Here is a 25,188-nt window from a genome sequence, read left to right on the forward strand (position 1 = left end):
CCCGGTTACCACCCCGCCACGATTCCAATCGAATCACAAATGATTATTATCCCCCTCAAACAGGGGGTGGTCGCAAGCCACCGCTAATCGGCCGACTCGTCGTCGCCGGTCGTGGCCGGCAGGTTCTTCTTGGCCTTCACGCCCATGCCCTTGAGTTTCTCCACACGGCCTATCAGGTTGCCCGTACCGTTCTTCAACTTCTTCATCGCCTCGCCATAGGTGGTGTTGGCCGTTCCCAACGCCTTGCCAATCTTCTCCATGTCGTCGATGAAGCCCACAAACTTGTCGTACAGTTTGCCCGCCTCCTCGGCTATATCGATGGCGTGACGCGTCTGCTTGTCGCGCTGCCACAAGTCGGCCACCAGCTTCAAAGCCGCAATCAGGTTGGTCGGGCTCAACAGCAATACCCGCCGGTCATAGGCATACTGCCACAACGAATGGTCGGCCTGCATGGCAGCCAGGTAGGCTGCCTCGTTGGGCACGAACATCATCACATGATCGCCCTTGCCCACGTAGTCCTGATAACTCTTGTTCGACAGTTCGTCGATATGTTTCTTGACCGAAGCCAGATGCTGCTTCAGCGCGGCGGCAGCCTCTTCGGGCGTCTCGGCATTCACATAATTGACATAGGCCGTGAGCGACACCTTCGAGTCGATGACCATCTGGCGGTTGTCGCCGCCGGGGTAACGGATAATTACGTCGGGACGCATCTTGCGGCCCTCGGCACTCTGTATCGTGTGACCCTCGTCGTCGCGCAACGTCTCCTGAATGAAATACTCGCGGTCCTTCTCCAACCCCGACTTTTCGAGAATACTCTCCAATATCATCTCGCCCCAGTCGCCCTGAATCTTCGAGTCGCCCCGCAACGCCTGGGTCAGTTGCTTGGCCTCTACACCTATGGTCTCGCTACGCTGCACCAGCTCCTTGATCTGCTCCTTCAGAGAAAACCGCTCGCGAGCCTCGCTGCTGTAGGTCTCCTCGACCGTCTTCTTGAAACCCTCGAGCCGCTCCTTCAGCGGGTTGAGCACCTCGGCCAACCGCTCCCGGTTCAACTCCGAGAAGCTCTTCGATTTCTCTTGCAGAATCTCGTTGGCCAGCACCTTGAACTCGTTGTTCATCTCCTGGCGCACCCGCTGCACCTCCTGCTTCTGCACCTCCATATTCTCGACGAGCACCTGGTTGCGTGCCTGCAAGTCGCCCTTCTCGCGATTCAGTTGCTCCCGCTCCCGACTGGCCACGTCGAGCTGTGCCTGCAACTCGGCCAACCGAGCCGTGCAACTGTTCACCTGCGCCTCGAGCACACCGTTGCGCACCCTCAACTCCTCCGCTTCGCGGGCTCTCTCACTCAAAGTCTCCTGCCAACCCTTGCGTCGCGAGTTGTACAGAAACCAAAACACCACGGCAGCTACAACCAGCGTCGCCAATATACCAATCAATACAGCCATCATCGTTATATCCAATAATTATTATCTATCAATTATTCTCAATCTATCCGCAGCACCTCGAAAAACCGCCGGGCAATCTGCTCAAAGCCCCTGTCACCGGGGTGAGAAGCCACACCCTCATCGGTAGTAATCGTTTCGTATCCCTGCCAGGTCAGGGTCTTTGCTTCGACATTATCGCTATATCCCGTCACCTGCACGGTTGCCTGGTACGCTCGCCCGCCAATCGTGAAATCGATTTGCAAACGATTGTCCGGCAGCACGGCATAACGGGTATATTTCAAAGTCTGAGACGTCGGCTCCGTACGGGTCACGACAGTCCCTATCGAGCTGCTGTTGGCAGCAGAGCGAATATCGTTTATCGTAATAAGCGCCACATCGTGAGGCCGACAGGCATCCTTTATCGCCGTCGTAACCTGATTCGAAGCGTACCAGCCATACATCCACACGATACGGGCCCGAGGTGCTCCGCTTCTTATGGTCCTGACAAGCGCTCTGGCCCCTTGCACAAAAGCAGCTCGCTTGCTCTGTGTGTTTACATTCTCGCCAATCTGCACGACCACCAGATCCAAATCGTCGCTCAACCGGGGCTGCAACATGTTTTCCAACCAGGCCCTCTGCTGCTTCTCATTCTCGCAAGCCTCGAACCCCGTCCCCGACAACCGTATGTCGGTATACGCCGGATTCTTTTCCAGAAACCGCTTCTGCAGGATAGCGTGATAATCGCAATCCTCACAAGTCGCATTCATGCCAAAAGTACCATTACCCAACAGCAAAGAATTCCCGATAAACAGAGCCTTATCGGGAACTTCCAACTTACCTGTCGCCTTCTCTTCCCAAACGGTATCGCACGACATCGTTATAAAGAGTAAAAGAGTAAGACATAAACAACGCAAGAGACGGTTCATGGGACTACACGATACAACGATACACAATTATTTGACAAAGATATTAAATGACACGAACAGAGACAAACGAAAAAAATCATTCCCCCGCAAATATTCTCGCACTTCTCCCCCACAAACCGACAATAAATTTCTCCATTCTCACTTTTATAATTACATTTGTAACCATAACCGACAAAAATTCCAGCGTATGAAATTAGGAGATGTATGGTTCTCGGCCCTTACCGAAGCCGAAAACAACGACCACATGATTATCGTTTCGGGCCGTACCGAAATCGAGCCGTTCATTCAATCGGGCAAGTTCAAGGAGCGGGTCGAAATCACCTGGAAATACGAGCCCGACAGCAAAGGCATGCCCACCGAAAAGACCAGCGAACTCATGGAGGAGGCACAAACCGCTCTGAAACGGGCCATGGAGAAGGACAAACTGGCTATCTTCACCGGCATCTATACGGGCGACGGCGAGCGTACCTGGGTGTTCTACACCCGCAACATCCCCGCTTTCGGCCGCACCCTCAACGAAGCTCTCGCCCCCTTCGAGACCCTGCCTATCACCATCTATACCGAGAAAGATCCCGAGTGGAACGAATACCGCGAGATGTGTGAGTTGAAGGGACAGGACGACGACTGCGAAATCGACGAATACGACGACAGCCCCGAGGAGTAACCACCTCCAGCCCCGGCTGCCTCATCCCGGATAAGACAAAAGGGAGAACTCGACACCATCGTGCGGGCTCTCCCTTTTTGTTTATCGGTTTACGACTCTTGTACAGATTTTACTCTTCCTCGTCGTCCTCTTCCTTCATGTTGTGGAATACGTTCTGCACATCCTCATCCTCTTCGAAACGCTCGATAAGCTTCTCGATCGAGGCTCGTTGTTCGGGAGTCACCTCCTTCACGTCGTTGGGAATACGCTCAAATTCGGCGCTGATAATCTCATAGCCGGCCTCCTCGAGGTGGTGCTGGATGTTGTTGTTCTCCGAGAACTCGCCGTAGAGTACGATTTCCTCGTCGTCGGCCTCCAGCTCGTCTACGCCGTAGTCGATCATTTCGAGTTCGAGGTCTTCGAGCGACACACCCTCTTTGGGTTTGATGTGGAACACACACTTGTGGTCAAAGAGGAACGAAAGGCTACCCGTCGTGCCCAGCGAACCGCCGGCCTTGTTGAAGTAGCTGCGCACGTTGGCTACGGTACGGGTGGTGTTGTCGGTAGCGGTTTCTACAACGATGGCGATACCGAAAGGCCCGTATCCTTCGTAAACGACCTCTTTATAATCACCGGCATCTTTCGACGATGCTTTCTTGATAGCCCGTTCTACATTCTCTTTGGGCATGTTGGCGGCTTTGGCATTCTGCATCAGCACGCGCAGACGGGGGTTGGCATCGGGATCGGGACCGCCGGCTTTTACGGCAATAGAGATTTCCTTACCAATCTTCGTGAACGTACGGGCCATGTTGCCCCAACGCTTCAATTTTCTGGCTTTACGATATTCAAAAGCTCTTCCCATAGGATAATTTTATCTTTTACTTTTATTTTTTATTAGTATTGAATCATCTCAACTGTGCCTCCAACTTCTGTTGCAGATTGGAGACTATCTTGTGCATGATAGCGTCAATCTGCTTGTCGTTGAGGGTCTTGTTCTCGTCTTGCAACATGAAGGTAACGGCATACGACTTCTTGCCCTCGGGCAGATTCTTACCCTCGTACACGTCGAAGAGGTAAACCTCCTTGAGCAGTTTGCGTTCGCTCTCGCGAGCCACCTTCTCGATGTCGGCAAAGGCCACCGAGTTGTCTACCAGCAGAGCCAGGTCGCGCTTCACGGCCTGGAACTTGGGCAGGTCGCTGAAGAGTACGGCGTGTTTGGCGGCCATCTTCATCAGGGCATCCCAGTTCAGTTCGGCAAAGGCCACATCGGCATCGATGTCGAACCGCTTCAGTATCTTGTGCGATACGAGACCCATCTTGCCGAGCAGTTTGCCGCCGCGGTTGCTGTAGGTGAGGGCTGCCGAGTGGACCTCGTCGCTCGTCTGCACGGCCACGATGTCGCCGGCAATGCCCAAGCGGGCAAAGATATTCTCGACGTAAGCCTTCATCTCATACACGGTCGACTTCTCATCGGGGTGAGCCCAACTGCCTTCCACCCGGTTTCCAGTGAGCCACAAGGCAAAATGTTTCTCCTCGCTGTAACCCGAGAGAATCTTCTCGCCGTTGTGTGCCTCGGGGTTGAAGTAGTAGCAGTTGCCGTTCTCGTAGAACCGCAGATTGGCCCGACGACGGTTGATGTTGTGCGAAATGCTCTCCAAGCCGCCGAACAGCAGGGTTTGACGCATCACGTTCAGGTCGTTGCTCAGCGGGTTGAGCAGCGTCACGCAGTGAGCACGGGGCCAGCATTGCAGGTCGTCGTAGTAGGCACCACAGGTGAGCGAGTTGTTCATAATCTCGTTGAACCCGCAGCCGGTCAACTGCTCCGAAACCAGATTCAGCAACTGGTGGGCCTCATCGACCGGAGTCTTGTAGGAGAGGCTCGAGTGTACGCGGTCCGAAATCTCCACCTGGTTGTATCCGTAGATACGCAGCAGGTCTTCGATTACGTCGACATCGCGCTGTACATCCACCCGATAGGTGGGCACCCGCAGGGAGAGCTCGCGCTCATTCTCGCTCACAATCTCGATTTCGAGGCTGTGCAGGATGCTCTTCACCGTTTCGGCAGGGATGTGCTTGCCGATAAGGGTATCTATCTTTTCATAAGTCAATGTCACGGGGAAAGGCGCTACGGGCGACGGATAGATGTCGACGATGTCGCCGCAGATTTCGCCACCAGCCAACTCTTTCACCAGCATGGCAGCCCGTTTGAGGGCATAAAGGGTATCGTTGGGATCGACGCCCCGCTCGAAGCGGAACGACGAATCGGTATTCAGTCCTTGACGACGGGCCGTCTTGCGCACCCACGTGGGGTTGAAGCAGGCCGATTCGAGGAATACATCGGTCGTCTCGTCGGTCACGCCCGACTTCAAACCACCGAATACGCCGGCAATACACATAGGCTCCTCGGTGTTGCATATCATCAGGTCACGGTCTGTCAACGTGCGTTCCACCTCATCGAGCGTAACGAACTTGTCGCCCTCCTTGGCCGGTTTCACAATCACCTTGCCGCCGGCGATGCGGTTCAGGTCGAAGCAGTGGAGCGGTTGCCCCGTGCCGTGCAGCAGGTAGTTGGTAATATCGACCACGTTGTTGATGGGTCGCAACCCGATAGCCGACAGACGTTGCTTCAACCAGTCGGGGCTCTCCGCCACCTTCACGTTGCGCACCGTCACGCCGCTGTATCGGATACAGGCCTCGTGATTCTCCACCTCGACAGCGATGCCGCCATCCTTGCGATCGATGGCAAAGCCCTCTACCGACGGACGATGCAGGCCGCCATCGTGTCCGTGCTGGGTCAGATAGGCTGCCAAGTCACGAGCCACGCCGTAGTGCGATGCAGCATCGATGCGGTTGGGGGTAATGTCGACTTCGAGAATGTAGTCGCTCTTGATATTGTAATACTCTTTGGCGGGCGTACCGGGTTTCACCGGCTCGGGCAGCACGATGATGCCATCGTGCGAAGTGCCGATACCGATTTCGTCTTCGGCACAAATCATGCCGAACGACTCCACGCCGCGGATTTTCGATTTCTTGATGGTAAAGCTCTCGTCGCCGCTATACAACACGGTGCCCAGCGTGGCCACTACCACATATTGCCCGGCAGCGACATTGGCGGCGCCGCACACGATTTGAGCCGGCTCGGCTTCGCCCAGGTCGACGGTCGTAATATGCAGGTGGTCCGAATTGGGGTGATCTACACAGGTGAGCACTTTGCCGATAACCAGGCCGTTGAGGCCTCCTTTTATCGTCTGTACCTCCTCGATGCCGCCGGTTTCGAGGCCGATGGAGGTAAGAGCAGCCGAAAGTTCCTCGGGAGTGAGGTCGAAGTTTACATAATCTTTCAGCCAGTTATACGAAATATTCATAATGAACCAATTTTATCTTCTATCCTATCGCATTCCGAAAGAGCTCTTTGAGCGGGCTCCCCGAAAAATTTTGCCAAAGTTAATAAGAAACTGTTTAAAAGCCAACCGCTCTACCGATTTTTCAACCCGCGCCGACACTATTTCTTTTCGGCATCCGGCGCACCCGAGCCTGCCGTAATCGAGAGGAAACGGGGCGGTATGGGAGTCTCGAAATTCATCTCCTTGCGGGTAACCGGGTGGGCAAAGCGCAACTTGTAGGCATGCAGAGCCACCCGACCCAACGGGCTGCCGTGAGCGCCATACTTGCGGTCGCCGGCAATGCTGTGACCCAGGTCGTGCATGTGCACACGTATCTGATTCTTGCGTCCGGTAGCCAAGTTGAGCTCTACCAGCGAGAAATGCTTGTTGCTGCTCAACACCTTGTAGCGGGTAATGGCCAACTGCCCCTCCTCGGGATTGTCGGTCGAGTAGACCTGATAGGCCGAATTCTCGGCCAGATACGACCGCACCATCCCCTCGGGCTGTTCCATCTGACCCTCGACCACAGCCACATACTTGCGCTCGAGCACCATGTTGTGCCAGTTGTGCTGCATCTGCTCCTGTATGCCTTTGCTCTTGGCAAACATCATCAGCCCCGAGGTGTCGCGGTCGAGCCGATGTACGATGAAGAGTCTGTTCTCGGGGTTCTGCGACTTCACATAGTCGCTCAAGATGCTGTATGCCGTGCCGGTCTTGATGCGCTCGGTCGACATCGACAGCAAGCCGTAGCCCTTGTCGATGACCAGGATATACTCATCTTCATAGACCAGCCGCAGGCGGTTGTGCTTGAACACGCTAAACCCGGCCTTGAAGTTGATTTTCAACTCGTCGCCGGCATGCAGTAGCGTGTCGAACTGGGTCACCGGCATATCGTTCACCGCTACCTGGCGATGGACCAGATACGACTTGACCGTAGTGCGGCTCTTGTCGCCGAAGAGCGTATACAGGTAGTTGAGCAACGTGTCGTCGTGCTCGACGGTGTAGTGCTTGACATCCTTGTCGGAAAACCGACGGACTGGCCGTTTGTGAGAAGGTTGGCGCATACGTTTTCTATTTTTGCAATTTTGTCGTGCAAAGATAGTGCAAAGCCACCGCAAAGACAAACATAACCCGCTCTTTTATACGCAAACGGCCGGTCCGCACCGGCCGACCCGTCTGCTCTGCACGGCAAGACTAACCGTCGATCATACCCAGCTTGCTGGCTATCCCCACGGCAATCGACCACACGATAAATGCAATGAATCCCACCACCAGCGCCGACAGGAAACCGTCGCTTATCCATGCCGAGATGAATGTCACGACCACTCCCAGAAGCCCCCCGAACATGATGATATACCCCATGGCCCGCCAGACGAAGACAATAGCTGCCAGAATGAAGGCAACGACCGACCAGAGGAAACTGAATACCCGGCGCACCCCGTCGCCCACCCGCTCCCAGAAGGTGCGTTGGGGACGGTGTATGTAATCGGGGCGGCCTTGCGAAATGATTTCGCCGGTCGACATGTCTACCCGGGTGCCGTTGCGCAGGGTTATGATGCGATGCTTGCCCATGGATTCCTATTGTCTGCACTCCATACACTCAGCATCCTTTTTCAACTTCACGCCATACCAGCGCAGGATGGTGAGGTGACGCTTGGGGTTGTTGTTGAACGGGGCCCAGTTGGCAAACTGGTAGTCGCGCCGGTTGGCCCAGATGTAGTAGTCGTAGGTGAGCTCCTCGAGCAGCGACGAGATGCCGCACTCGATACCCCTCGACAGTTCGTTGAGGGCCAGCTTCACCATCATGTTGTTGATGGGAGCGATGTCGGTCGACAGCCCCACCTGCACCATGGCATTGGCATCTTCGTCGGACACGTAGGCCGGGATGATGCCCAGCTCGCGGGCCCGGCGCACATCGGTAATCTCGTCGTTCTGGTGATAGATGGGATTTCCCGTGAGGCAGGCGTAACAGGGTCCGCCCGGCCGCACCCGCAGAATATCGCCCCCTTCGGCCCGGGTAACGGCCCGGCCGAACAGCCCCACCTTGCCCAGCTTCACCAGCCGGGCGTTGATGTTGTAGCGGCTGGCATACTCGTCGGTAGCCACGATGGTGAGGTCGCTCTCGGCAATACACCGCTCGAGCTCGTCGAGGTGCCGGTTGATGTCGATGGCCAGGGTCTCGACCTGCGCATAGGGGTTCTTCAGCAGGATGGCATCTTTCACGGCGTTGACCTTGAGACGCCCCAACTCGTTCACGCCGCAAATGTGGCGCGAAATGTTGTGCAGTTCTATGCGGTCGAAGTCGATGAGGATGAAATGCCCCACCCCGGCCTTGGCCAGCTCGACGGCAATAGGAGCACCACCGCTCCCGAGCCCCACAATCAGCACCTTCTTCTCCTCCAGAGCCCCCACCTCGAGCAACCCTTTGCTGCGGGTATAGAGCTCGCTGCGGCGGGGCACATACTTCACGGCAGCCTCGACCTGTTGCTCGCCATCGACGATAAAGGCACGCGACTTCACCCGGTTGTCGGCCTCGACCCGGATGCACACAATCACCACCGGCACCCGCCGGGCTTCGGCCGGCAAATCGCGATAGACGGCAGCCGCCTCGTCGTCGGCCCGCTCATACCCCGCCTGGTCTACCACTCTGAAGAGGCAGGGCATCGAGTAACCCGTAGGGGCCACCTGCGGGTACTTGAGGTAGACGTGGTACACCTGCTCGCCCTTCCACTCGAAGGCAGCCCCGAAACACTGCGCCTGCCCGCTGTTCCAGAACTCCTGCAGATGATTCTGATAGAGATAAACAATCGGTTCCATACCCGGTCAGTTGGCATAGTAGGGTTTCGTGCCGATGGTCGTGCCCACCTTCTCCTTTCCGCTGCGTTCGGCCTCGGCCGGAGTCATCGCCTCCAGTTCGCCGTCGTCGCCGATTACCAGTTCCACTTCGCGGCGTCCGCTGTTGGTCTGCGCCAGAGCTTCGCCCAAATCTACACAATCGTCGGTTTTCTTTTTGTCAAACAGTCCCATAATTACTCTTTTTTATCGGTTTTACAATTCATTTTCAACAGGTTCAATAGGCCGCCCCCTTCAGAAATTCGTCGAGGGTACGCCCCGTTTTCAGGTGGCACTCGTACATCTCGAGCCAGATGCGCACCTTGATGATAATCTGGTAGAGGGTGATGCGGTTGGGGGCCCAGTCGGCATGGCCGTAGTGACATACCCGCACACAACCATTCTCGCCGGCCAGCGTGTGCATGCTGTGGCTGGGCGAGAGCATACTGCCGCCCGAGCGGGTCAGCAGGGGTTTAGGACTGGTGATGAACACTTTCGGGATATTGTACGGGTAGTTGTCCGAGAGGTCGATCTTCACCACGTAACACCGCAGGGAGTTAGTCTGGATGGCTACCGCCAGATAGGGATGCGATGTATTCATATCCATAAACCGGTATTGTTTGGGTTTGATGGTCGAGTTTTGCAACACGCCCAACTCGATTTGGTACCTTTCGTTTGTCATATCGATAAATCTTTTAAACGGTTAATCACTGACGGGGCTATCCCATCGGACAGCGGACTCCAGAGAAGGGCCCCGGGCCGCCCCAAAGCTCCCAGATTCCACGACGAAGTCTCCCCCGCCTGATAGCGCACCACGTAGGGAGCTCTTACCGGGAAATCCGGACCGAATACCAGCCGCCACGAGGCCCGGCCGGGCACTTCGAATCGCACCTCGATGGTCTCGTCGTCGACCTTCAGCAGTTTCGCATCGGCATAGCGCCCCTGTATGTAAGCCACAATCTGCTTCAGTTGCAGGCGGTTCGCCCGGTCGTTCAGCCAAAAGCCGCGCTCGAAAGTCACCTGCCCCGCGGCAGGAGCCTGCTGCGCGCCCCGGGCATTCATCTCGCCATATACGGCTACGGAGGTAAACGGGAAAATCAGACTGTCGCCGTGGGCTGCATCGTAACGGGCCCGTACCGGCCCCTCGCCCGGCACAACCAGCCACGGGCGCTGCTCCATCGTCACCCGATGGTGCAGATTCACAAACGAGAAAGCGTTGGCCGAGGCCCTCTGCCGCACACATACCCCGATGGCCAGCACGCAACGCGACAGACCGTCGGCATACATACCCTCGTGTATCGACTGCACGTCGCCTCCGCTCGGATGCGAAAGACCCAGCCCGTGATGCGAATGCCACACCCCGATGTGCGACAACCGATGCTCCCGCGACAGCAGGTCGACATGGCGTTGCAGATAATCGGCATCCTGGACGAAACTGGTAAACCGGCGCACCGATTTCGGCCCCGGCCCCAGCACATACACCACCACGGCATCGCCCTCGGCAGTCCAGTAGCCGAACAGGTTACCCCCTGTCTCCATCTGTGGCGAGTCGAGGATAACCCGCATCATGAAATCCAACTCTTCCCGGGAAATATAGATGTCCCCATAACCCCCTTTATCTGTCTCCATACGGCTGGTGTTTTTCGCTTTGTACAACAAGAGATTCTCTCTTATGCAATATAAATAAAAAATATCGACATTTACAAACTTATCGCCCGGAAAATACGTTTCGCGAATTAAAATCACCCATACAACTACTCCTGTAAATTATTCTCTTCAATTCCCGAAGAAGCAAAAAACAGTCATTATCTTGGTCTTTCCACAAATAACTATTACCTTTGCCCGCTGCATCTAAATCGAGTAAAAAAATGAAAATGAAAATACACCGAGAAGGTAAAAACATATTACTCTTACTGTTTGTAGTCCTGCTTATTTTGAACATACCTATCTACATGTGGGTAAAAATCGCCTGGATAGCGATTTTTGTGCATGTAGTCTCGATTGTGTTTTTCCTGCTGGTTGTCAACTTCTTCCGCTCTCCGAAGCGTCGGTTCAAAGGTGACCGTAAAAATGTAGTGGTGGCTCCGGCCGACGGTGTGGTAGTCGTACTCGAAGAGGTGCTCGAAGATGAGTATTTCCACGACAAACGCATGCAGGTATCCATCTTCATGAATATACTCAATGTGCACGCCAACTGGTTCCCCGTAGCCGGCGAAGTGCTCCACGTGAGTCATCAACAGGGCCGGTTCATGGCGGCCTATCTGCCCAAATCAAGCACCGAGAACGAACGCTCGACCATCGTCATCAAGGCCGAAAACGGACAAGAGGTGCTGGTTCGCCAGATTGCCGGAGCCGTAGCTCGCCGCATCGTCACTTATGCCGAGGTGGGCGACTCGTGCCAGATAGACGAGCACATGGGCTTCATCAAGTTCGGCTCGCGTGTCGACCTCTACCTGCCGCTCGACAGCGACATCAAGGTGAAACTGAACGACAAGACTACAGGCGATTTAACCGAAATAGCCCGCCTAAAATAAGCAATCATGAACGCAATTGTCAAAAATATACCCAACTCCATCACCTGCCTGAATCTGCTCTCGGGATGCTTCGCCTGCATTTTTGCATTTCAGGGCCAATACGATTGGGTTGCCTTGTGCATAGGGTTGTCGGCCCTCTTCGATTTTCTCGACGGCATGGCCGCCCGGTTGCTGCACGCCTACTCTCCGTTGGGTAAAGAGCTCGATTCGCTGGCCGACCTCATCAGTTTCGGGCTGGCTCCAGGTCTGATGGTGATGCACTTGATGGCCTACAACAGCACATTCCACGGCATGGCCGAATACCAGTCGTGGTGGGCATTGAGCGCGCTGCTCATCCCGGTATTTTCGGCACTGCGGTTGGCCAAGTTCAACATCGATACCCGCCAGACTACCTCGTTCATCGGGCTGCCCGTACCGGCCAACGCCCTCTTCTGGATAGGTGTCTGCCAGGCCGTGCTGCGCATGGAGAGCCCCGTATGCGGCTACGCCATCGTGGCGCTGGTCATCATCTTCTCGCTGTTGCTGGTATCGGAGATTCCCATGTTCTCGCTCAAGTTCAAAAACCTGAAGTGGAAAGAGAACTACCTGCGCTACCTCATCATCGCCGTTGCGGCAATCTGTCTCATTTCCTTGGGTTTGGCCGGTCTTGCCGCCACCATAGGCTTGTATATCGTCTTGTCGCTGTTGACAGCCCGCAAGCGATAAAAACAAAAACGGAACGATTTTTGTTCCTACTGGGATATAAACCTAATATGTATCGATTATGCACTTGGCATTTTTGCTTCTGATTATACTCTTTATTATCTTCTTTGTGCCCCTCTTGGCTCTCATCCAACTGGTCGTACGCTTTATATCCCGCATATTCTTCGGGAGAAAAGAGGGGGCTGGCAATACCTTCGGCCGGCAGGAACAGAGCAGCCGCTCACAGGGCGAACGCTCCACGACCTGGTATACCAGTACCAAGAAAGGGAAAAAGAAGATTGACAGTTCGGAGGGCGAGTATATCGACTTCGAAGATATAAAGGAATAAAAAAAAGAAGAGAGACCCGTCGCGCGGCCTCTCGTCAAGAGGTCTGCAGCCAGTCTCTCCCCTGTCTCGTGGCGGCTTGTAGCAGCCGCGCTATTTCACCGACAGAATCTCTTCAACGATAAAGTTGCTGTATCCCCTCCAGGGCAATGCTCCCAGATACTCGTTGTATTTCAGTTCGACATGACGTCCGCTCATGCGCATGAGCGAATCTGCCAAATTGGCATCATCGACCGAAAAGACAAACTGGTTGGACTGCAGCGACCCTTGCCCTGCCGTGCGGAATCCCTCCATGATGAGAGTCCCCTCGTAGGTCTTGAACACATAGCCCTTCTTCACTACATAGTTGAGAGTACCCGCCTTCACACCCGAGCCGAATACAAAATAGTAACGCACATACACAAAGGCGCCCAGGGCCACTACCAACACCACTCCCGCAATCCACAGGAAGCGGCGGAACGACCGGCGCAGGGCTTCGCCCCGGCTGCGGCCTGTTTGAGTCTCGTTTATTTCACCGTTCATTTCATTCTGTTTTTCGCAATCTCTCCCCACAGGCTATCTCGGTAGGTTCCACGCCTCGCCCCGTTTGCCCCGGGCCCCGATTGCACTTGACACCAAAGAATATATTTCAAAACAAAAAAGCGGTCGATGCGAGCAACCGCATCGACTGCTTTTAGCATTTATTATCGTTTCACTCCTTCACCGGGATATTCTCCAAGGCAGCCACCAACAGCTTCCAGAAGGTCTCGACCGTAGAGATTTCTACCTTCTCGTTGGGCGAATGCGGGTGCTTGATGGTGGGGCCGAACGAAATCATGTCGAGGCCCGGATAGTTGGCACCGATAATACCGCACTCGAGACCGGCGTGCATCATCTTCACTTGAGCCTCACGCCCGGTTACCTGCGGGTAGAGCCGTTTCATCAGGTTCAGAATCTGCGATTTGAAGTTGGGTTCCCAACCGGGATAGGCACCATCGAAATCGACCCGGGCACCAGCCAGCGAGAAGGTGCTCTCCAACTCCGAAGCCAAAGCCCGTTTCATGCTCTCGCTCGAGCTGCGCACGAGAATCTTCACCTCGATATACCCTTCGGAGGTACGCACAATCGAGAGGTTCGACGAGGTCTCCACCACGTCGGGGGCATCGGGTATCATGCGATACACACCGTTGTGGCAGGCCACGATGGCGTTGATGAGGTCGTCCTGTATCTCCTCGGGCAGGAGCGAATGCGGCAGTTCGGTCTGCTCGGCCGTAAAGTAGAGGTTCTCTTCGATGAAGCCATACTCCCGCTTGAGCGTAGCGGCAAAGTCATTCACGGCATCCATGAAATCCTCCTTGTCCTCGGCCAGAATCGTCACCACGGCCTCGGCTTCGCGCGGGATGGCATTGCGCAGCGTACCGCCGCTGTAACTAGCCAGGCGGGCCTCATACTCCGACACCGCCTCTTTCAGGAAGCGGAACATCTCCTTGTTGGCATTCATGCGGCCCAGGTGAATATCCACACCCGAGTGGCCGCCGTGCAGTCCGCCCAGAGTCAGCTTCACGGCTATCTCGTTGGGAGCCGGCGTATAGGGTTCCTCCTTGTAGCGGAACTCGATATTCACATCCACACCGCCGGCACAGCTCATGTAGAGCTCGCCATCCTGCTCCGAGTCGGTATTCAGCAAAATTTCGCCATGCAGCTCGCCCGGTTCCAGCCCGATAGCGCCATACATGCCGGTCTCCTCGTCGTAGGTAAAGAGCGCTTCGAGGGGGCCATGCTTGAGATCTTTCGACTCGAGAATAGCCAGAATCGACGAGATGCCGATACCGTTGTCGGCGCCCAGCGTCGTCTCGGTAGCCGTCACCCAGTCGCCGTCGACACGGGGGAGAATAGGATCGGTCTCGAAGTTGTGCTTCACCGACTTGTTGGCCTGAGGCACCATATCCATGTGACCTTGCAGAATGACCGGCTTGCGGTTCTCCATGCCGGGCGTAGCCGGCTTGCGAATGATGACATTTCCAGCCTTGTCGTGAATCGTCTCCAAACCCAGCGAACGACCTACACCCATGATATACTCGGTAATCTTGTCGAGGTGTCCCGACGGACGGGGAATCTGACAAATCGCCTGAAAATGTTTCCACACAGCCTGCGGCTGAAGAGATGTGATTTTGCTGTCCATAGTTATAATTTTATAGATCCGTAAATTGTCAAAGGCGATCCGACTCGGGAATCTCCGTCACAATATCGTCCACAACCCGTTCGCCCTTGGGTTTCTTCTTATCGCATGCCATCGAAATGAAGGCATATATTCCTATCAGCACAACCAGCACCATTTGCGACCCGTGTGCCACAAAGGCAAAGGCGCCGGCCTCGTTGCCCGTGATACCGTAGTACGACAGACCCGCGATAACCGCCAGGTGCCACGGTCCTATACCCCCCTGCACGGGAAGTCCCATGCCCAGACTGCCCAACACATAGAGCAGCAACACCGCAGCCACCGTCAGATGCGACGTGCTGGGGAAGGCAAATATGCACAAATATAACTGCATAAAATAGCAGAACCAAATAAAGAGGGTATAGAATATGAATTGAAATTTACCGTGCATGGTCACAATCGAAGCAAAACCGGCCCACACGTTGGCCATCAGCCCCTTGATGCGCTGCACCAGCCGGCTCTGGCTGTTGGTGCGGAAAAACCAGATCACCACCCCGATGCAGACGGCAATACCCACATAGAGCCACACCGATGTGAGCACGCTTGTCACCCCCGCCTCGATCGAAGGGTTCTCGTCGAGAAACCGGATAAACGGCTTCATCTGCATGAAAAAGACCAGCAGCGTGAGCAACGCCACCATCACCGTATCGGAGAGGCGGTCCGACACCATCGACCCCAGCACCTTGCTGAACGACGCCTTCTCGCGCTGGGCCACATAGCCGCAGCGCCACACCTCGCCCAGGCGGGGGAAGAGCAGGTTCATGGCATACATGCCGAAGATGGCATTGATGAGGACACGCATCGACGGCTCTATATGCAGCGCGCGCAGCTGCAAACGCCAGCGCAAGGCCCGGGCTATATGACTGAAAACGGCCACCCCCATCGAGAGGACAACCCAAGTATAGTTTACATCGGTTTTAAGAATCTGGAGTATGGTCTCTACATCGAGTTGCTGGTAGACATACCAGAACAACCATACGCCGCAGAGCAGAGGAAGCAGATATTTTACAATATCGCGGATTATCCTTTTCAATTTTCCCGTTTTAAAAATTTGTTATACCTTTGTATGCTGCAAAGATAAAGGTTTATCTCCAACTTTGTAGCGAACGGAGGCCTGAAAAATCTCCGCTGTAAATATTTTATTGACTCACAACTGAAACCGGAACCTTCATGAGCTACATGGTCAAACCCAAGAAATCGCTGGGACAGCATTTTCTCACCGACTTGAGCATAGCCGAGGCGATTGCCGACACCCTGGCCAGCTACAAAGGCATGCCCGTGCTCGAGGTGGGGCCCGGCATGGGAGTCCTCACCCGGTTTCTGCTGGATAAAGGCCACGACCTCACGGTGGTCGAGCTCGACCCCGAGTCGGTCGAATACCTGCAGGAGCACTTTCCCGAGCTGCGCGACCGTATTGTCGCCAAAGACTTTCTCAAGCTCGACCTGGCCCAACTCTACGAAGGCCCCTTCTGCGTCATCGGCAACTATCCCTACAACATCTCGAGCCAGATATTTTTCAAGATTCTCGACTATAAAGACCGCATACCCTGTTGCAGCGGCATGATTCAGAAAGAGGTGGCCGAACGCATGGCCGCCCCTCCCGGCAGCAAGACCTACGGGATACTGAGCGTGTTGCTGCAGGCCTGGTACGATATAGAATATCTCTTCACCGTTCCCGAGCACGTGTTCAATCCCCCGCCCAAAGTCAAGTCGGCGGTCATCAGGATGACCCGCAACCAGGTCGAGCAACTGGGGTGTAACGAACGGCTCTTCAAACAGATTGTCAAGACCGCCTTCAACCAACGGCGAAAGACCATGCGCAACTCACTGAGAAGCCTGGTCGGGAAAGAGTGCGAAGTCCTGTCCGACCCCATCTTCGACGAACGCCCCGAGCGGCTGTCGGTCGAGCGGTTCATCGCCCTCACCAACCTGTTAGAGAGTTATATCATCCCATAAACAACCTGCCGGAATACCGTCGGCCTTCCACCCTGTTCCGGATTCAAACCCAAGGAGGCTGAGACATGGAAAAGTTTACGCCCGAATATATACAGAACGTCCAGCAAATCATCAAGAACGACGAGAAAGACAAGGCTCGCGAACTGCTCAAGGAGCTGCACCCCGCCGACATCGCCGAGTTGTACCAGCAGCTCAACCTCGACGAGGCCGAGTACATATACATGCTGCTCGACGGCGAAAAGGCGGCCGACGTACTGCTCGAACTCGACGAGGACGACCGCAAGAAGATGCTCAAGCAACTGCCCAGTGAGGTGATTGCCAAGCAGTTCATCGACTACATGGACTCCGACGACGCCGTAGACCTCATCCGCGAGATGGACGAGGATGCCCAGGAAGAGATTCTCTCGCACATCGATGACGTGGAGCAGGCCGGCGACATCGTAGACCTGTTGAAGTACGACGAGGATACCGCCGGCGGTCTCATGGGTACCGAGATGGTGGTCGTGAACGAAAACTGGAGCATGCCCGAGTGCGTGAAACAGATGCGCATCCAGGCCGAGGAGCTGGGCGAACTCTACTACGTCTACGTGGTCGACGACGACGACCGGCTCAAAGGCGTCTTTCCCCTCAAGAAGATGATTACCAACCCGTCGGCCTCCAAGATCAAGCACGTCATGCGCAAAGACCCCGTATCGGTCAAGACCGACACCCCCATCGAAGAGGTGGCCGTCACCTTCGAAAAGTACGACCTGGTGGCCGTTCCCGTAATCGACAGCATCGGGCGGCTGGTGGGGCAGATTACCGTCGACGACGTGATGGACGAGGTGCGCGAACAGTCGGAGCGTGAATACCAGTTGGCATCGGGTCTTTCGCAAGACGTCGAGTCGAACGATACCGTCTTCACCCAGACGGCGGCCCGCCTGCCGTGGCTGCTCATCGGCATGTTCGGCGGTCTGGCCAACTCGGTGATTCTGGGCAACTTCGAGGCCAACATCGCCCGCAATCCAGCCACCGCCCTCTTCATCCCCCTCATCGGTGGTACGGGCGGAAACGTGGGCATCCAGTCATCGGCCATCGTCGTGCAGGGCCTGGCCAACGGCAAGCTCGACATGAAGACAGCCGGCAAACAACTGTTCAAGGAGCTGGGCGTAGCCCTCATCAACGCCTGCATGATTTCGCTGCTGGTTTTCGTCTACAACTGGTTTTTCCTCGACAACATGGCCACCACCGTATCGGTGTCGCTCTCGCTATTTGCCGTCGTGATATTCGCCTCGATATTCGGTACTCTCGTGCCCCTCACCCTCGAGCGGTTCAAGATAGACCCGGCCATTGCCACAGGCCCCTTTATCACCATTACCAACGACATCATAGGCATGCTCATCTACATGAGCATAAGCTATATGCTCTCGACCTAAAAGGGACTGAGACGAAAAATTTTGCATACTTTTGTGTATTTCAATCGTTATTATATATATTTTTGTCCACGCGATTGAGACCAAGATTTAACCGACATAAACTCAAAAATGAAAAGAAGCATATTAGATATCTCCGATTTACAGGAAATCGTCCCCCAGTTGAACAACGAGAGAGGGGGCAAAATACTCCAACGATTAGCCAAAATCTGTAAACTCGACGATATCAATGCCCTCTACGGACGCCACTGCGATTTGAGAGGAGCCGATTTTGTCAACGCCATCATCGACGATTTGGACATCACCTGCAAGGTCGACAACGAAGAGGTGCTCGACCACCTGCCCGAAGGCTCGTTCGTCACCATATCGAACCACCCGTTCGGTGCTCTCGACGGAGTCATCATCATCAAACTGATTGCGGCTCGCCGCCCCGACTATAAGGTGATGGTCAATTGGATACTCAACTACATCAAGGCCATGTCCGACAACTTCATTGCCGTAGACCCCTACTCCAACCCCGAGCGACGTTACGTCTCGCTCAACGGCATACGCGAAGCTCTCTTGCAAGCCAAAAACGGCCATCCTCTCGGATTCTTCCCCGCCGGTGCCGTGTCGCGCCTCAAGTGGAGCCTCAAGATTGAAGACCGGGAGTGGCAACCCAACATCATACGCCTCATCCAGCAAATCAAAAAACCGGTGATTCCCGTCTTTTTTCACGGACACAACTCCCTGTTCTACAACCTGCTGGGATTGATAAGCTGGCAATTGAGAGCCTTGCGGCTACCGGCCGAGGTATTCAAGAAGGAACACCAGACCATACACATCTCTATCGGCAACATCATTCAGCCCGAGACCTTGGCCCAATACCGTACCACCGAAGAGCTGGGAGCATTCCTGCGGCACGAGACCGACAAGCTGAGAAAACTGAAAAGCCAGCGCTAAAACACACCACCTACACCCGTTTTTTCGGTATCGATGGGAAAACAGGATGCGGTTCGGGATAAAAAATATCTGAAAACAAACTGCGATATTTTATTCTCCGCTCTCCTTTTTACTATCTTTTCAGAAGATAGGATGCGGTTCGGGATAAAAAATATCTGAAAACAAGTTTCGATATTTTATTCTCCGCTCTCCTTTCACTATCTTTGTAGGGGATAGCAGGCAACGAGACGCCAACCCACTCCGTGAAACAGGAGCGGGAGAACGTGTCGTCTCCGCGCTATCTCGACCCTAAAAGATTCAGCAGTTATGATTCCCGCAGACGTACAGCAAACCAAACAGCGGTTCGGTATCATCGGTAATGCCCCCGGTCTGATACGGGCCATCACCCGGGCGCTGCAAATTGCACCCATCGACCTGGCCGTGCTCATCACCGGCGAGAGCGGTGCCGGCAAAGAGTTCTTCCCGCAGATAATCCATGCCAACAGTTCCCGCAAACACGGCAAATACATAGCCGTCAACTGCGGTGCCATACCCGAAGGTACCATCGACTCCGAGCTCTTCGGTCACGAAAAGGGAGCCTTCACCGGTGCCCTCTCGGCCCGCAAGGGATATTTCGAGGAGGCCGACGGCGGCACCATCTTCCTCGACGAGGTGGGCGAACTGCCCCTCACCACACAGGCCCGCCTGCTGCGTGTACTCGAGAGCGGCGAGTTTCTCAAGGTGGGTTCGTCGACCGTACTGAAGACCAACGTGCGCATCGTGGCTGCCACCAACCTCGACATGGTCAAGGCCGTATCCGAGGGGAAATTCCGCGAAGACCTCTACTACCGGCTCAGCACCATACACATCGAGATTCCCCCCTTGCGCGAACGGGCCGACGACATCCTGCTGCTCTTCCGCAAATTCTCGACCGACTTCGCCGAGCGGTACCGCATGCCGGTCATCCAGCTCACCGACGACGCCCGCAACGTGCTGCTCAACTACCGCTGGCCGGGCAACGTGCGCCAGCTGAAGAACATCACCGAGCAGATCTCCATCTTCGAGACCAACCGCGAAGTCGACGGCGCCACCCTGCAGGGCTATCTGCCGCAATACAACATCGAGAAACTGCCCGCCCGCCAGACAGCCACTCCCGGCGAGCAAGACCACACCTTCTTCGAGAAGGAGCGCAAGATGCTCTACAAGACGCTGTTCGAGATGCAGAAGGAGCTGGCCGACCTGCACGCCAAGGTCGAAGAGCTCACCAAGGCCGCTCAGGGACAGGCGCACTTCACCCCCTCGCCCCAATCGGTGACCGTGGCCCGCTCCATGGCTCTCGCTCCCATTACCACGGCCGTACCGGTACACGTCCCGGCCTCCAAGGGCAAAACCATCGACGAGACCGAGGGCGAGGTTATCCCCAACGAAGCCGAGTATGTGGAGGAACAGCCCACCACCCTCGAGGATACCGAGCGCGAGACTATCCGCAAGGCGCTCATGCGCAACCACGGAAAACGGAAAAAGACGGCCGAGGAGCTGAAAATCTCGGAACGGACCCTCTACCGCAAAATCAAGGAATACAATCTGGAATAGTATATACATGCCTATGAAACGCTTCATCGCCATACTGCTCGTGGCCCTCACCTCTTGCAGCATCTCCTACAAGTTCAACGGGGCCTCGATCAACTACGACACCACCAAGACCATCTCGATTGCCAACTTCCCCATCAAGGCAGCGCTGGTCTATCCCCCTCTCGAGGAGCTCTTCACCAACTCGCTGAAGAACGCCTACACGCGCCAGACCCGGCTGCAGATTGTCAGCAGCGGCGGCGACCTGCAGCTCGAGGGCGAAATCACCAACTACGACCTCACCCCGCAGGCCGTAACCGAAAACGCCTACGCCTCGCAAACGCGGCTCACCATTGCCGTGCGGGTGCGCTTCACCAACACCAAAGATCCGCAATTCAACATCGACAACCAGACCTTCTCGGGGTACAAGGACTTCTCGAGTACCCAGATGCTGACCGATGTTCAGGACGAACTGATACAACAAATCACCGACGAACTGGTGGACCAGATTTTCAACGCCACCGTAGCCAACTGGTAATGCCATGATCACCCGCGAACAAATACGCAATCTGCTGAATGGCGTGTGCGACCAACCCATCGCCCGGGCCGACGCCGACCAAATGGCCGCCGACTACCCCTACTTTGCCATTCCACAACTGCTCTACCTCAAATACACGCCCGGCGCCATGCCCGACGAGCGACGCATACAACATGCTCTGCTTCACGCCAGCCCGGGCGAACACCTCGAGAGTGTGCTCGGCATCGAGGGTGAGTCGTTTGCCGACCTCTACTCCAAAGCCCCGCGCACCGACACCACCATGCAGGCCATCGACCTCTTCCTGGGTACCTACCAGAAAGGGGGTAAACTCCCTACCGAAGAGAGCCTCGACCGCCTCATCTCGGGCAACATCATCGCCCAGACCGACTACATGAGACTGTTGCAGCAAGACGACCCGCAACCCGCCGTACAATCGGCTCAACCGATACAACCCACCGTCGAGGTACCCAAGCCTTCCCCGGAGCACAAGAGCGAACCGGCTCCCGCCCCGGCGCCTGCCCGCAAGAGCCCGGCCGAACGCGAGAATACCCCGCAAACCGTCCCCTCTGAACCGGCTGCCGACGACACCTTCTTCACCGAAAGCCTGGCCAAAATCTACATCAAACAGCGGCGATATGAAAAAGCATTGCAAATAATTAAAAAATTAAGTTTGAAATATCCAGAAAAAAATATTTACTTTGCAGACCAAATAAGATTTTTGGAAAAATTGATTATTAACATAAAAACAGAATAACAGAAAATGTCAGTAGTATTAACCGTCTTTATCATCTTGGCATCGGTGCTGATGATAGGCATTGTATTGGTACAGAAATCAAAAGGAGGGGGTCTTGCCTCTAATTTCGCATCATCAAACCAGATTATGGGTGTTCGCAAAACAACCGACTTCGTAGAGAAAGCCACTTGGACTCTCGCCGTGGTAATCATGGTTTTAAGCATTGCCACTGTATTTGTTTCGCACAATAGCCAAACCACTTCCGGTTCGGAAATCAAAGACATCGTAAACACCGAAGCCCCTGCTGCTCTCCCCGGTTTCGAGACTCCGGCTGCCGGCGACAACACCGCTGCTCCCGCTCAACAGGCCCCGGCCGAACAAGCTCCGGCTCAGGAAACTCCGGCGAAATAATCCAGAGATTTATAACACACTTTCATATCGATGCCCGAATCTACTATGTGTAAGTTCGGGCATTTGTGTCTTATCGTATAACCCGTATCTTCACCATGGACGACACCAAAAACTTCTGGCAACGCCTCTTCAAGCGCAACCGCAACGACTCCCCTCAATCGGAAGCCGAAAAAGAACACTCCCTGAGGGAGCAACTCGAGTCTCTGGCCTGCAACGGCATCTTCTTCGATTTCGATAAAACAAGTCAGGTATCGCCCTGGCAATCCAAATTCGGAGGCCGTCCCGCCCTGCCGCCGAAATGGAAATGGCCTCACTACACCGATGAATACGGCAACGAGACAGCTTTGCCCTTCCTCCTGCAAATCAACTGCGAAGAGCTGGCTCCCTACGACACCGACAACCGGCTGCCGCACGAGGGCATGTTCTACCTCTTCTACGACCTCATCAACCAGCCGTGGCTCAACAGCAAAGGGGCCAAACTGCTCTACACCCCCACCCCGGCGGCCGAGCTCACCCCGACCGAATATCCCGACCAACTGGCCGAGGCTCAACGCCTCTACGAGATGGGGCTCCGGTTCGGCAATCAACCTTCGGCTCCCGGCTGGGACGACTATTACAGCCTCATGGGATACGACCAAAACACCTATGCCTACACCGATTGGGACCTCATCGAGAAGCGGCTTGAGAGCTGGGGTTACACCCACCCCGAATCGGCAGGCCAGATGCTGGGCTATGCCCAACTCATCCAGAACGGCATCGCCGAGGTGTGCGAGTCGAGAGCCCGGGGCGACAAGCCCGAGAGCTATACGACCGAGTCGGCTCGCGAATGGGTACTGCTGCTGCAACTCAACTGTATCGAAGAGCCCGAGGTCGACATCTCCTTCGGCGACTGCGGCAGCCTCTACTTCTACATCAGACGGCACGATCTGGAACGCGGCGACTTCGGCCAGATTCAGTTCGAGATGCAATGCTATTGACCATCCACCCCCTATACTAAACGAGGAGCGAGCCCGGGTGACATCCCCCCGACTCGCTCCTCGCTTCTATTCGTTCCAATTCGTCCCTGCCTACTTGGCCGGCTTCAATGCCTCCATGATGGCGGCTTCGAGCTCGTCGGCCAGTTCGGGATTGTCTTCTACACACTTCTTGGCGGCATCGCGGCCCTGACCCAGTTTGGTATCTCCGTAGCTGAACCACGAACCGCTCTTCTTGATGATACCCTTGTCGACACCCAGGTCGATAATTTCGCCCGAGCGCGAGATACCCTCGCCAAACATGATGTCGAACTCGGCTTTGCGGAAGGGAGGTGCCACCTTGTTCTTCACCACCTTCACACGAGTCTGGTTACCGATTACCTCGTCGCCATCCTTCAGCTGGCTGATGCGGCGAATATCGAGGCGCACCGAGGCGTAGAACTTCAGGGCGTTACCACCCGTCGTCGTCTCGGGGTTGCCAAACATCACCCCGATCTTGTCGCGCAACTGGTTGATGAAGATACAGGTCGTGTTGGTTTTGCTGATGGTGGCCGTGAGCTTACGCAGGGCCTGCGACATCAGGCGGGCCTGCAGACCCATCTTCGAGTCGCCCATATCGCCCTCGAGTTCGGCCTTCGGTGTCAGAGCCGCTACCGAGTCGATGACCACAATATCGACCGCCGACGAACGTATCAGCTGGTCGGCAATCTCGAGAGCCTGCTCACCGCTATCGGGCTGCGAAATCCACAGGTTCTCCACATCCACACCCAGCTTCTCGGCATAGAAGCGGTCGAAAGCGTGCTCGGCATCGATAATGGCGGCGATACCACCCGCCTTCTGGGCCTCGGCAATGGCGTGGATGGCCAGCGTGGTTTTACCCGACGACTCGGGACCGTAAATCTCGATGACACGTCCGCGCGGATAACCGCCCACACCCAGCGCCGCATTCAGCGCAATAGAGCCGGTGGGAATCACGGCCACCTCTTCGACCGAGTCGTCGCCCAGTTTCATGATGGCGCCGCGACCGTAACTCTTCTCGATTTTATCCATGGCCGCTTGCAGAGCCTTCAGTTTCTCCGAAGGCACCGGCACCCGCTTCTTGGCACCGGCAGCAGCTTGAGCTTGTTGTTGTTCTTCCATAATCTTCCTATTTTTTATTTACTTTTTCAAAATCTGGGCGGCGTGATTCTTCGTGTCTACCTTCTCGATAACATCGGCTATCACGCCATTCTCGTCGATGATAAAGGTGGTGCGCACGGTACCCATGTAGGAACGGCCGGCCATCTTCTTCTCGCGCCACACCCCGAAGGCCTCGTTCAGCTTCAACTCCGTGTCGGCAATCAGCGGGAAGGGCAACGACTGTTTCTCGATAAACTTCACATGCGAAGCCTCGCTGTCCTTGCTCACGCCCACCACGGCATAACCGGCCGACTGAAGGTCGGCATAGTTGTCGCGCAGGTTGCACGCCTCGGCCGTACAGCCGGGGGTGTTGTCCTTGGGATAAAAATACAGTACCACTTTGCGACCGGCGAAGTCGCTCAAACGTATCTCTTTGCCCGATTGGTCCACGCCCAATACTTCGGGGGCTTTATCTCCTGGTTTCAGTGCCATAATCTTTTCTATTTAATTCGTCACACAAAGATAACTATTTTTCCCCTCCGTCAAAAACCGATACCGAAATATCCGTTCCCGCTTTGGATATGACAAA

The 25,188-nt window shown here is 55.2% G+C and carries 27 protein-coding genes; 12 read left to right on the top strand and 15 right to left on the bottom strand.

The window, feature by feature from the left end; genetic code table 11:
- Positions 1 to 83: 83 nt before the first annotated feature.
- Both rmuC and NW211_RS00425 read right to left on the bottom strand, forming a co-directional pair.
- Positions 84 to 1,448: a DNA recombination protein RmuC gene (gene rmuC / locus NW211_RS00420; protein ID WP_258326492.1), complete on the bottom strand. Its 1,365-nt coding sequence runs from the start codon at positions 1,446 to 1,448 to the stop codon at positions 84 to 86.
- 35 nt (positions 1,449 to 1,483) lie between these two features.
- Positions 1,484 to 2,299, bottom strand: a complete 816-nt coding sequence (locus NW211_RS00425; RefSeq protein WP_258326493.1) for an SGNH/GDSL hydrolase family protein — start codon at positions 2,297 to 2,299, stop codon at positions 1,484 to 1,486.
- A 238-nt stretch (positions 2,300 to 2,537) separates the two neighbouring features.
- Here NW211_RS00425 and NW211_RS00430 point away from each other — a divergent pair, with 238 nt between their 5' ends.
- Positions 2,538 to 3,014 (top strand): DUF695 domain-containing protein, encoded by a 477-nt coding sequence (locus NW211_RS00430; RefSeq protein ID WP_087408134.1) that lies wholly within the window; start codon positions 2,538 to 2,540, stop codon positions 3,012 to 3,014.
- Positions 3,015 to 3,123: 109 nt separating this feature from the next.
- On the opposite strand, the gene NW211_RS00435 is transcribed toward NW211_RS00430, so the two are convergent.
- From NW211_RS00435 to NW211_RS00470, 8 genes are all read right to left on the bottom strand, one after another.
- Positions 3,124 to 3,855: a YebC/PmpR family DNA-binding transcriptional regulator gene (locus NW211_RS00435; RefSeq protein WP_087408135.1), complete on the bottom strand. Its 732-nt coding sequence runs from the start codon at positions 3,853 to 3,855 to the stop codon at positions 3,124 to 3,126.
- Positions 3,856 to 3,898: 43 nt separating this feature from the next.
- Positions 3,899 to 6,358, bottom strand: coding sequence for a phenylalanine--tRNA ligase subunit beta (gene pheT, locus NW211_RS00440; RefSeq protein ID WP_258326496.1), 2,460 nt, complete (start codon positions 6,356 to 6,358; stop codon positions 3,899 to 3,901).
- Between the two features lie 137 nt (positions 6,359 to 6,495).
- A complete protein-coding gene (locus NW211_RS00445; protein ID WP_258326497.1) occupies positions 6,496 to 7,440 on the bottom strand; it encodes an RluA family pseudouridine synthase in 945 nt (314 codons plus the stop codon).
- Between the two features lie 130 nt (positions 7,441 to 7,570).
- The gene (locus tag NW211_RS00450; RefSeq protein ID WP_087408138.1) at positions 7,571 to 7,948 is read right to left on the bottom strand and encodes a hypothetical protein; all 378 of its coding nucleotides are present in this window, start codon (positions 7,946 to 7,948) and stop codon (positions 7,571 to 7,573) included.
- A 6-nt stretch (positions 7,949 to 7,954) separates the two neighbouring features.
- Positions 7,955 to 9,193, bottom strand: a complete 1,239-nt coding sequence (locus tag NW211_RS00455) for a ThiF family adenylyltransferase (protein ID WP_258326504.1) — start codon at positions 9,191 to 9,193, stop codon at positions 7,955 to 7,957.
- Positions 9,194 to 9,199: 6 nt separating this feature from the next.
- Positions 9,200 to 9,403: a hypothetical protein gene (locus tag NW211_RS00460; protein ID WP_087408140.1), complete on the bottom strand. Its 204-nt coding sequence runs from the start codon at positions 9,401 to 9,403 to the stop codon at positions 9,200 to 9,202.
- Between the two features lie 43 nt (positions 9,404 to 9,446).
- The gene (locus NW211_RS00465; RefSeq protein WP_087408141.1) at positions 9,447 to 9,890 is read right to left on the bottom strand and encodes a hypothetical protein; all 444 of its coding nucleotides are present in this window, start codon (positions 9,888 to 9,890) and stop codon (positions 9,447 to 9,449) included.
- Entirely contained in the window at positions 9,887 to 10,837 is a 951-nt protein-coding gene (locus NW211_RS00470; protein ID WP_258326506.1) for a Mov34/MPN/PAD-1 family protein, read from the bottom strand. The genes NW211_RS00465 and NW211_RS00470 overlap by 4 nt, the downstream gene beginning before the upstream one ends.
- 245 nt (positions 10,838 to 11,082) lie before the next feature.
- Here NW211_RS00470 and NW211_RS00475 point away from each other — a divergent pair, with 245 nt between their 5' ends.
- Genes NW211_RS00475 through NW211_RS00485 form a run of 3 tightly spaced genes read left to right on the top strand, consistent with a single transcriptional unit; the run spans position 11,083 to position 12,772 of the window.
- Positions 11,083 to 11,742 (top strand): phosphatidylserine decarboxylase family protein, encoded by a 660-nt coding sequence (locus tag NW211_RS00475; RefSeq protein WP_087408286.1) that lies wholly within the window; start codon positions 11,083 to 11,085, stop codon positions 11,740 to 11,742.
- Between the two features lie 3 nt (positions 11,743 to 11,745).
- The gene (gene pssA, locus NW211_RS00480) at positions 11,746 to 12,447 is read left to right on the top strand and encodes a CDP-diacylglycerol--serine O-phosphatidyltransferase (protein WP_258326672.1); all 702 of its coding nucleotides are present in this window, start codon (positions 11,746 to 11,748) and stop codon (positions 12,445 to 12,447) included.
- A gap of 58 nt (positions 12,448 to 12,505) precedes the next feature.
- Positions 12,506 to 12,772 carry a DUF4834 family protein gene (locus tag NW211_RS00485; protein WP_087408144.1) on the top strand — a complete coding sequence of 89 codons (267 nt, stop codon included), beginning with the start codon at positions 12,506 to 12,508 and terminating at the stop codon, positions 12,770 to 12,772.
- A 90-nt stretch (positions 12,773 to 12,862) separates the two neighbouring features.
- Here the strand turns inward: NW211_RS00485 and NW211_RS00490 are convergent, their stop codons facing one another.
- The 3 genes from NW211_RS00490 to NW211_RS00500 form a co-directional block, all read right to left on the bottom strand.
- Positions 12,863 to 13,291: a hypothetical protein gene (locus tag NW211_RS00490; protein WP_087408145.1), complete on the bottom strand. Its 429-nt coding sequence runs from the start codon at positions 13,289 to 13,291 to the stop codon at positions 12,863 to 12,865.
- Positions 13,292 to 13,460: 169 nt separating this feature from the next.
- Entirely contained in the window at positions 13,461 to 14,930 is a 1,470-nt protein-coding gene (locus tag NW211_RS00495) for an aminoacyl-histidine dipeptidase (protein ID WP_087408146.1), read from the bottom strand.
- A 28-nt stretch (positions 14,931 to 14,958) separates the two neighbouring features.
- Entirely contained in the window at positions 14,959 to 15,999 is a 1,041-nt protein-coding gene (locus NW211_RS00500; RefSeq protein ID WP_087408147.1) for a lysylphosphatidylglycerol synthase transmembrane domain-containing protein, read from the bottom strand.
- A 137-nt stretch (positions 16,000 to 16,136) separates the two neighbouring features.
- Between NW211_RS00500 and rsmA the strand changes: the two genes are divergently transcribed.
- The 8 genes from rsmA (at position 16,137) to NW211_RS00540 (ending at position 23,483) form a co-directional block, all read left to right on the top strand.
- Entirely contained in the window at positions 16,137 to 16,922 is a 786-nt protein-coding gene (gene rsmA, locus NW211_RS00505) for a 16S rRNA (adenine(1518)-N(6)/adenine(1519)-N(6))-dimethyltransferase RsmA (RefSeq protein WP_087408148.1), read from the top strand.
- A 65-nt stretch (positions 16,923 to 16,987) separates the two neighbouring features.
- Positions 16,988 to 18,337 (top strand): magnesium transporter, encoded by a 1,350-nt coding sequence (gene mgtE, locus NW211_RS00510; RefSeq protein WP_087408149.1) that lies wholly within the window; start codon positions 16,988 to 16,990, stop codon positions 18,335 to 18,337.
- A 108-nt stretch (positions 18,338 to 18,445) separates the two neighbouring features.
- Positions 18,446 to 19,276, top strand: a complete 831-nt coding sequence (locus NW211_RS00515) for a lysophospholipid acyltransferase family protein (RefSeq protein WP_143240907.1) — start codon at positions 18,446 to 18,448, stop codon at positions 19,274 to 19,276.
- Positions 19,277 to 19,582: 306 nt separating this feature from the next.
- On the top strand, positions 19,583 to 20,848 hold the full coding sequence (locus NW211_RS00520) for a sigma-54-dependent Fis family transcriptional regulator (protein ID WP_087408151.1): 1,266 nt from the start codon (positions 19,583 to 19,585) through the stop codon (positions 20,846 to 20,848).
- Positions 20,849 to 20,861: 13 nt separating this feature from the next.
- Positions 20,862 to 21,362: an LptE family protein gene (locus NW211_RS00525; RefSeq protein WP_087408287.1), complete on the top strand. Its 501-nt coding sequence runs from the start codon at positions 20,862 to 20,864 to the stop codon at positions 21,360 to 21,362.
- 4 nt (positions 21,363 to 21,366) lie between these two features.
- Positions 21,367 to 22,116, top strand: coding sequence for a hypothetical protein (locus tag NW211_RS00530; RefSeq protein ID WP_258326513.1), 750 nt, complete (start codon positions 21,367 to 21,369; stop codon positions 22,114 to 22,116).
- 6 nt (positions 22,117 to 22,122) lie between these two features.
- Positions 22,123 to 22,506: a preprotein translocase subunit SecG gene (gene secG / locus NW211_RS00535; protein ID WP_258326517.1), complete on the top strand. Its 384-nt coding sequence runs from the start codon at positions 22,123 to 22,125 to the stop codon at positions 22,504 to 22,506.
- Between the two features lie 95 nt (positions 22,507 to 22,601).
- A complete protein-coding gene (locus tag NW211_RS00540; protein WP_258326518.1) occupies positions 22,602 to 23,483 on the top strand; it encodes a YwqG family protein in 882 nt (293 codons plus the stop codon).
- Between the two features lie 90 nt (positions 23,484 to 23,573).
- On the opposite strand, the gene recA is transcribed toward NW211_RS00540, so the two are convergent.
- Positions 23,574 to 24,620, bottom strand: coding sequence for a recombinase RecA (recA, locus tag NW211_RS00545; protein ID WP_087408155.1), 1,047 nt, complete (start codon positions 24,618 to 24,620; stop codon positions 23,574 to 23,576).
- 18 nt (positions 24,621 to 24,638) lie between these two features.
- On the bottom strand, positions 24,639 to 25,091 hold the full coding sequence (bcp, locus tag NW211_RS00550; RefSeq protein WP_258326521.1) for a thioredoxin-dependent thiol peroxidase: 453 nt from the start codon (positions 25,089 to 25,091) through the stop codon (positions 24,639 to 24,641).
- Positions 25,092 to 25,188: the final 97 nt, after the last annotated feature.

Origin of the sequence: Barnesiella sp. ET7 (genome assembly GCF_024733785.1) — a bacterium.
Taxonomy (GTDB): domain Bacteria; phylum Bacteroidota; class Bacteroidia; order Bacteroidales; family Barnesiellaceae; genus Barnesiella; species Barnesiella merdigallinarum.

Bases quoted from the DNA above. Each gene is read 5' to 3' on its own strand.
- NW211_RS00430 (WP_087408134.1), top strand. From the start codon at position 2,538: ATGAAATTAGGAGATGTATGGTTCTCGGCCCTTACCGAAGCCGAAAAC.
- NW211_RS00435 (WP_087408135.1), bottom strand. From the start codon at position 3,855: ATGGGAAGAGCTTTTGAATATCGTAAAGCCAGAAAATTGAAGCGTTGG.
- NW211_RS00485 (WP_087408144.1), top strand. From the start codon at position 12,506: ATGCACTTGGCATTTTTGCTTCTGATTATACTCTTTATTATCTTCTTT.
- secG (WP_258326517.1), top strand. From the start codon at position 22,123: ATGTCAGTAGTATTAACCGTCTTTATCATCTTGGCATCGGTGCTGATG.
- NW211_RS00450 (WP_087408138.1), bottom strand. From the start codon at position 7,948: ATGGGCAAGCATCGCATCATAACCCTGCGCAACGGCACCCGGGTAGAC.
- NW211_RS00455 (WP_258326504.1), bottom strand. From the start codon at position 9,193: ATGGAACCGATTGTTTATCTCTATCAGAATCATCTGCAGGAGTTCTGG.
- NW211_RS00475 (WP_087408286.1), top strand. From the start codon at position 11,083: ATGAAAATACACCGAGAAGGTAAAAACATATTACTCTTACTGTTTGTA.
- NW211_RS00445 (WP_258326497.1), bottom strand. From the start codon at position 7,440: ATGCGCCAACCTTCTCACAAACGGCCAGTCCGTCGGTTTTCCGACAAG.
- NW211_RS00460 (WP_087408140.1), bottom strand. From the start codon at position 9,403: ATGGGACTGTTTGACAAAAAGAAAACCGACGATTGTGTAGATTTGGGC.
- NW211_RS00520 (WP_087408151.1), top strand. From the start codon at position 19,583: ATGATTCCCGCAGACGTACAGCAAACCAAACAGCGGTTCGGTATCATC.
- NW211_RS00495 (WP_087408146.1), bottom strand. From the start codon at position 14,930: ATGGACAGCAAAATCACATCTCTTCAGCCGCAGGCTGTGTGGAAACAT.
- pheT (WP_258326496.1), bottom strand. From the start codon at position 6,358: ATGAATATTTCGTATAACTGGCTGAAAGATTATGTAAACTTCGACCTC.
- rmuC (WP_258326492.1), bottom strand. From the start codon at position 1,448: ATGATGGCTGTATTGATTGGTATATTGGCGACGCTGGTTGTAGCTGCC.
- NW211_RS00490 (WP_087408145.1), bottom strand. From the start codon at position 13,291: ATGAACGGTGAAATAAACGAGACTCAAACAGGCCGCAGCCGGGGCGAA.
- NW211_RS00540 (WP_258326518.1), top strand. From the start codon at position 22,602: ATGGACGACACCAAAAACTTCTGGCAACGCCTCTTCAAGCGCAACCGC.
- NW211_RS00470 (WP_258326506.1), bottom strand. From the start codon at position 10,837: ATGGAGACAGATAAAGGGGGTTATGGGGACATCTATATTTCCCGGGAA.
- rsmA (WP_087408148.1), top strand. From the start codon at position 16,137: ATGAGCTACATGGTCAAACCCAAGAAATCGCTGGGACAGCATTTTCTC.
- NW211_RS00465 (WP_087408141.1), bottom strand. From the start codon at position 9,890: ATGACAAACGAAAGGTACCAAATCGAGTTGGGCGTGTTGCAAAACTCG.
- NW211_RS00530 (WP_258326513.1), top strand. From the start codon at position 21,367: ATGATCACCCGCGAACAAATACGCAATCTGCTGAATGGCGTGTGCGAC.
- mgtE (WP_087408149.1), top strand. From the start codon at position 16,988: ATGGAAAAGTTTACGCCCGAATATATACAGAACGTCCAGCAAATCATC.
- bcp (WP_258326521.1), bottom strand. From the start codon at position 25,091: ATGGCACTGAAACCAGGAGATAAAGCCCCCGAAGTATTGGGCGTGGAC.
- NW211_RS00425 (WP_258326493.1), bottom strand. From the start codon at position 2,299: ATGTCGTGCGATACCGTTTGGGAAGAGAAGGCGACAGGTAAGTTGGAA.
- recA (WP_087408155.1), bottom strand. From the start codon at position 24,620: ATGGAAGAACAACAACAAGCTCAAGCTGCTGCCGGTGCCAAGAAGCGG.
- NW211_RS00525 (WP_087408287.1), top strand. From the start codon at position 20,862: ATGAAACGCTTCATCGCCATACTGCTCGTGGCCCTCACCTCTTGCAGC.
- NW211_RS00515 (WP_143240907.1), top strand. From the start codon at position 18,446: ATGAAAAGAAGCATATTAGATATCTCCGATTTACAGGAAATCGTCCCC.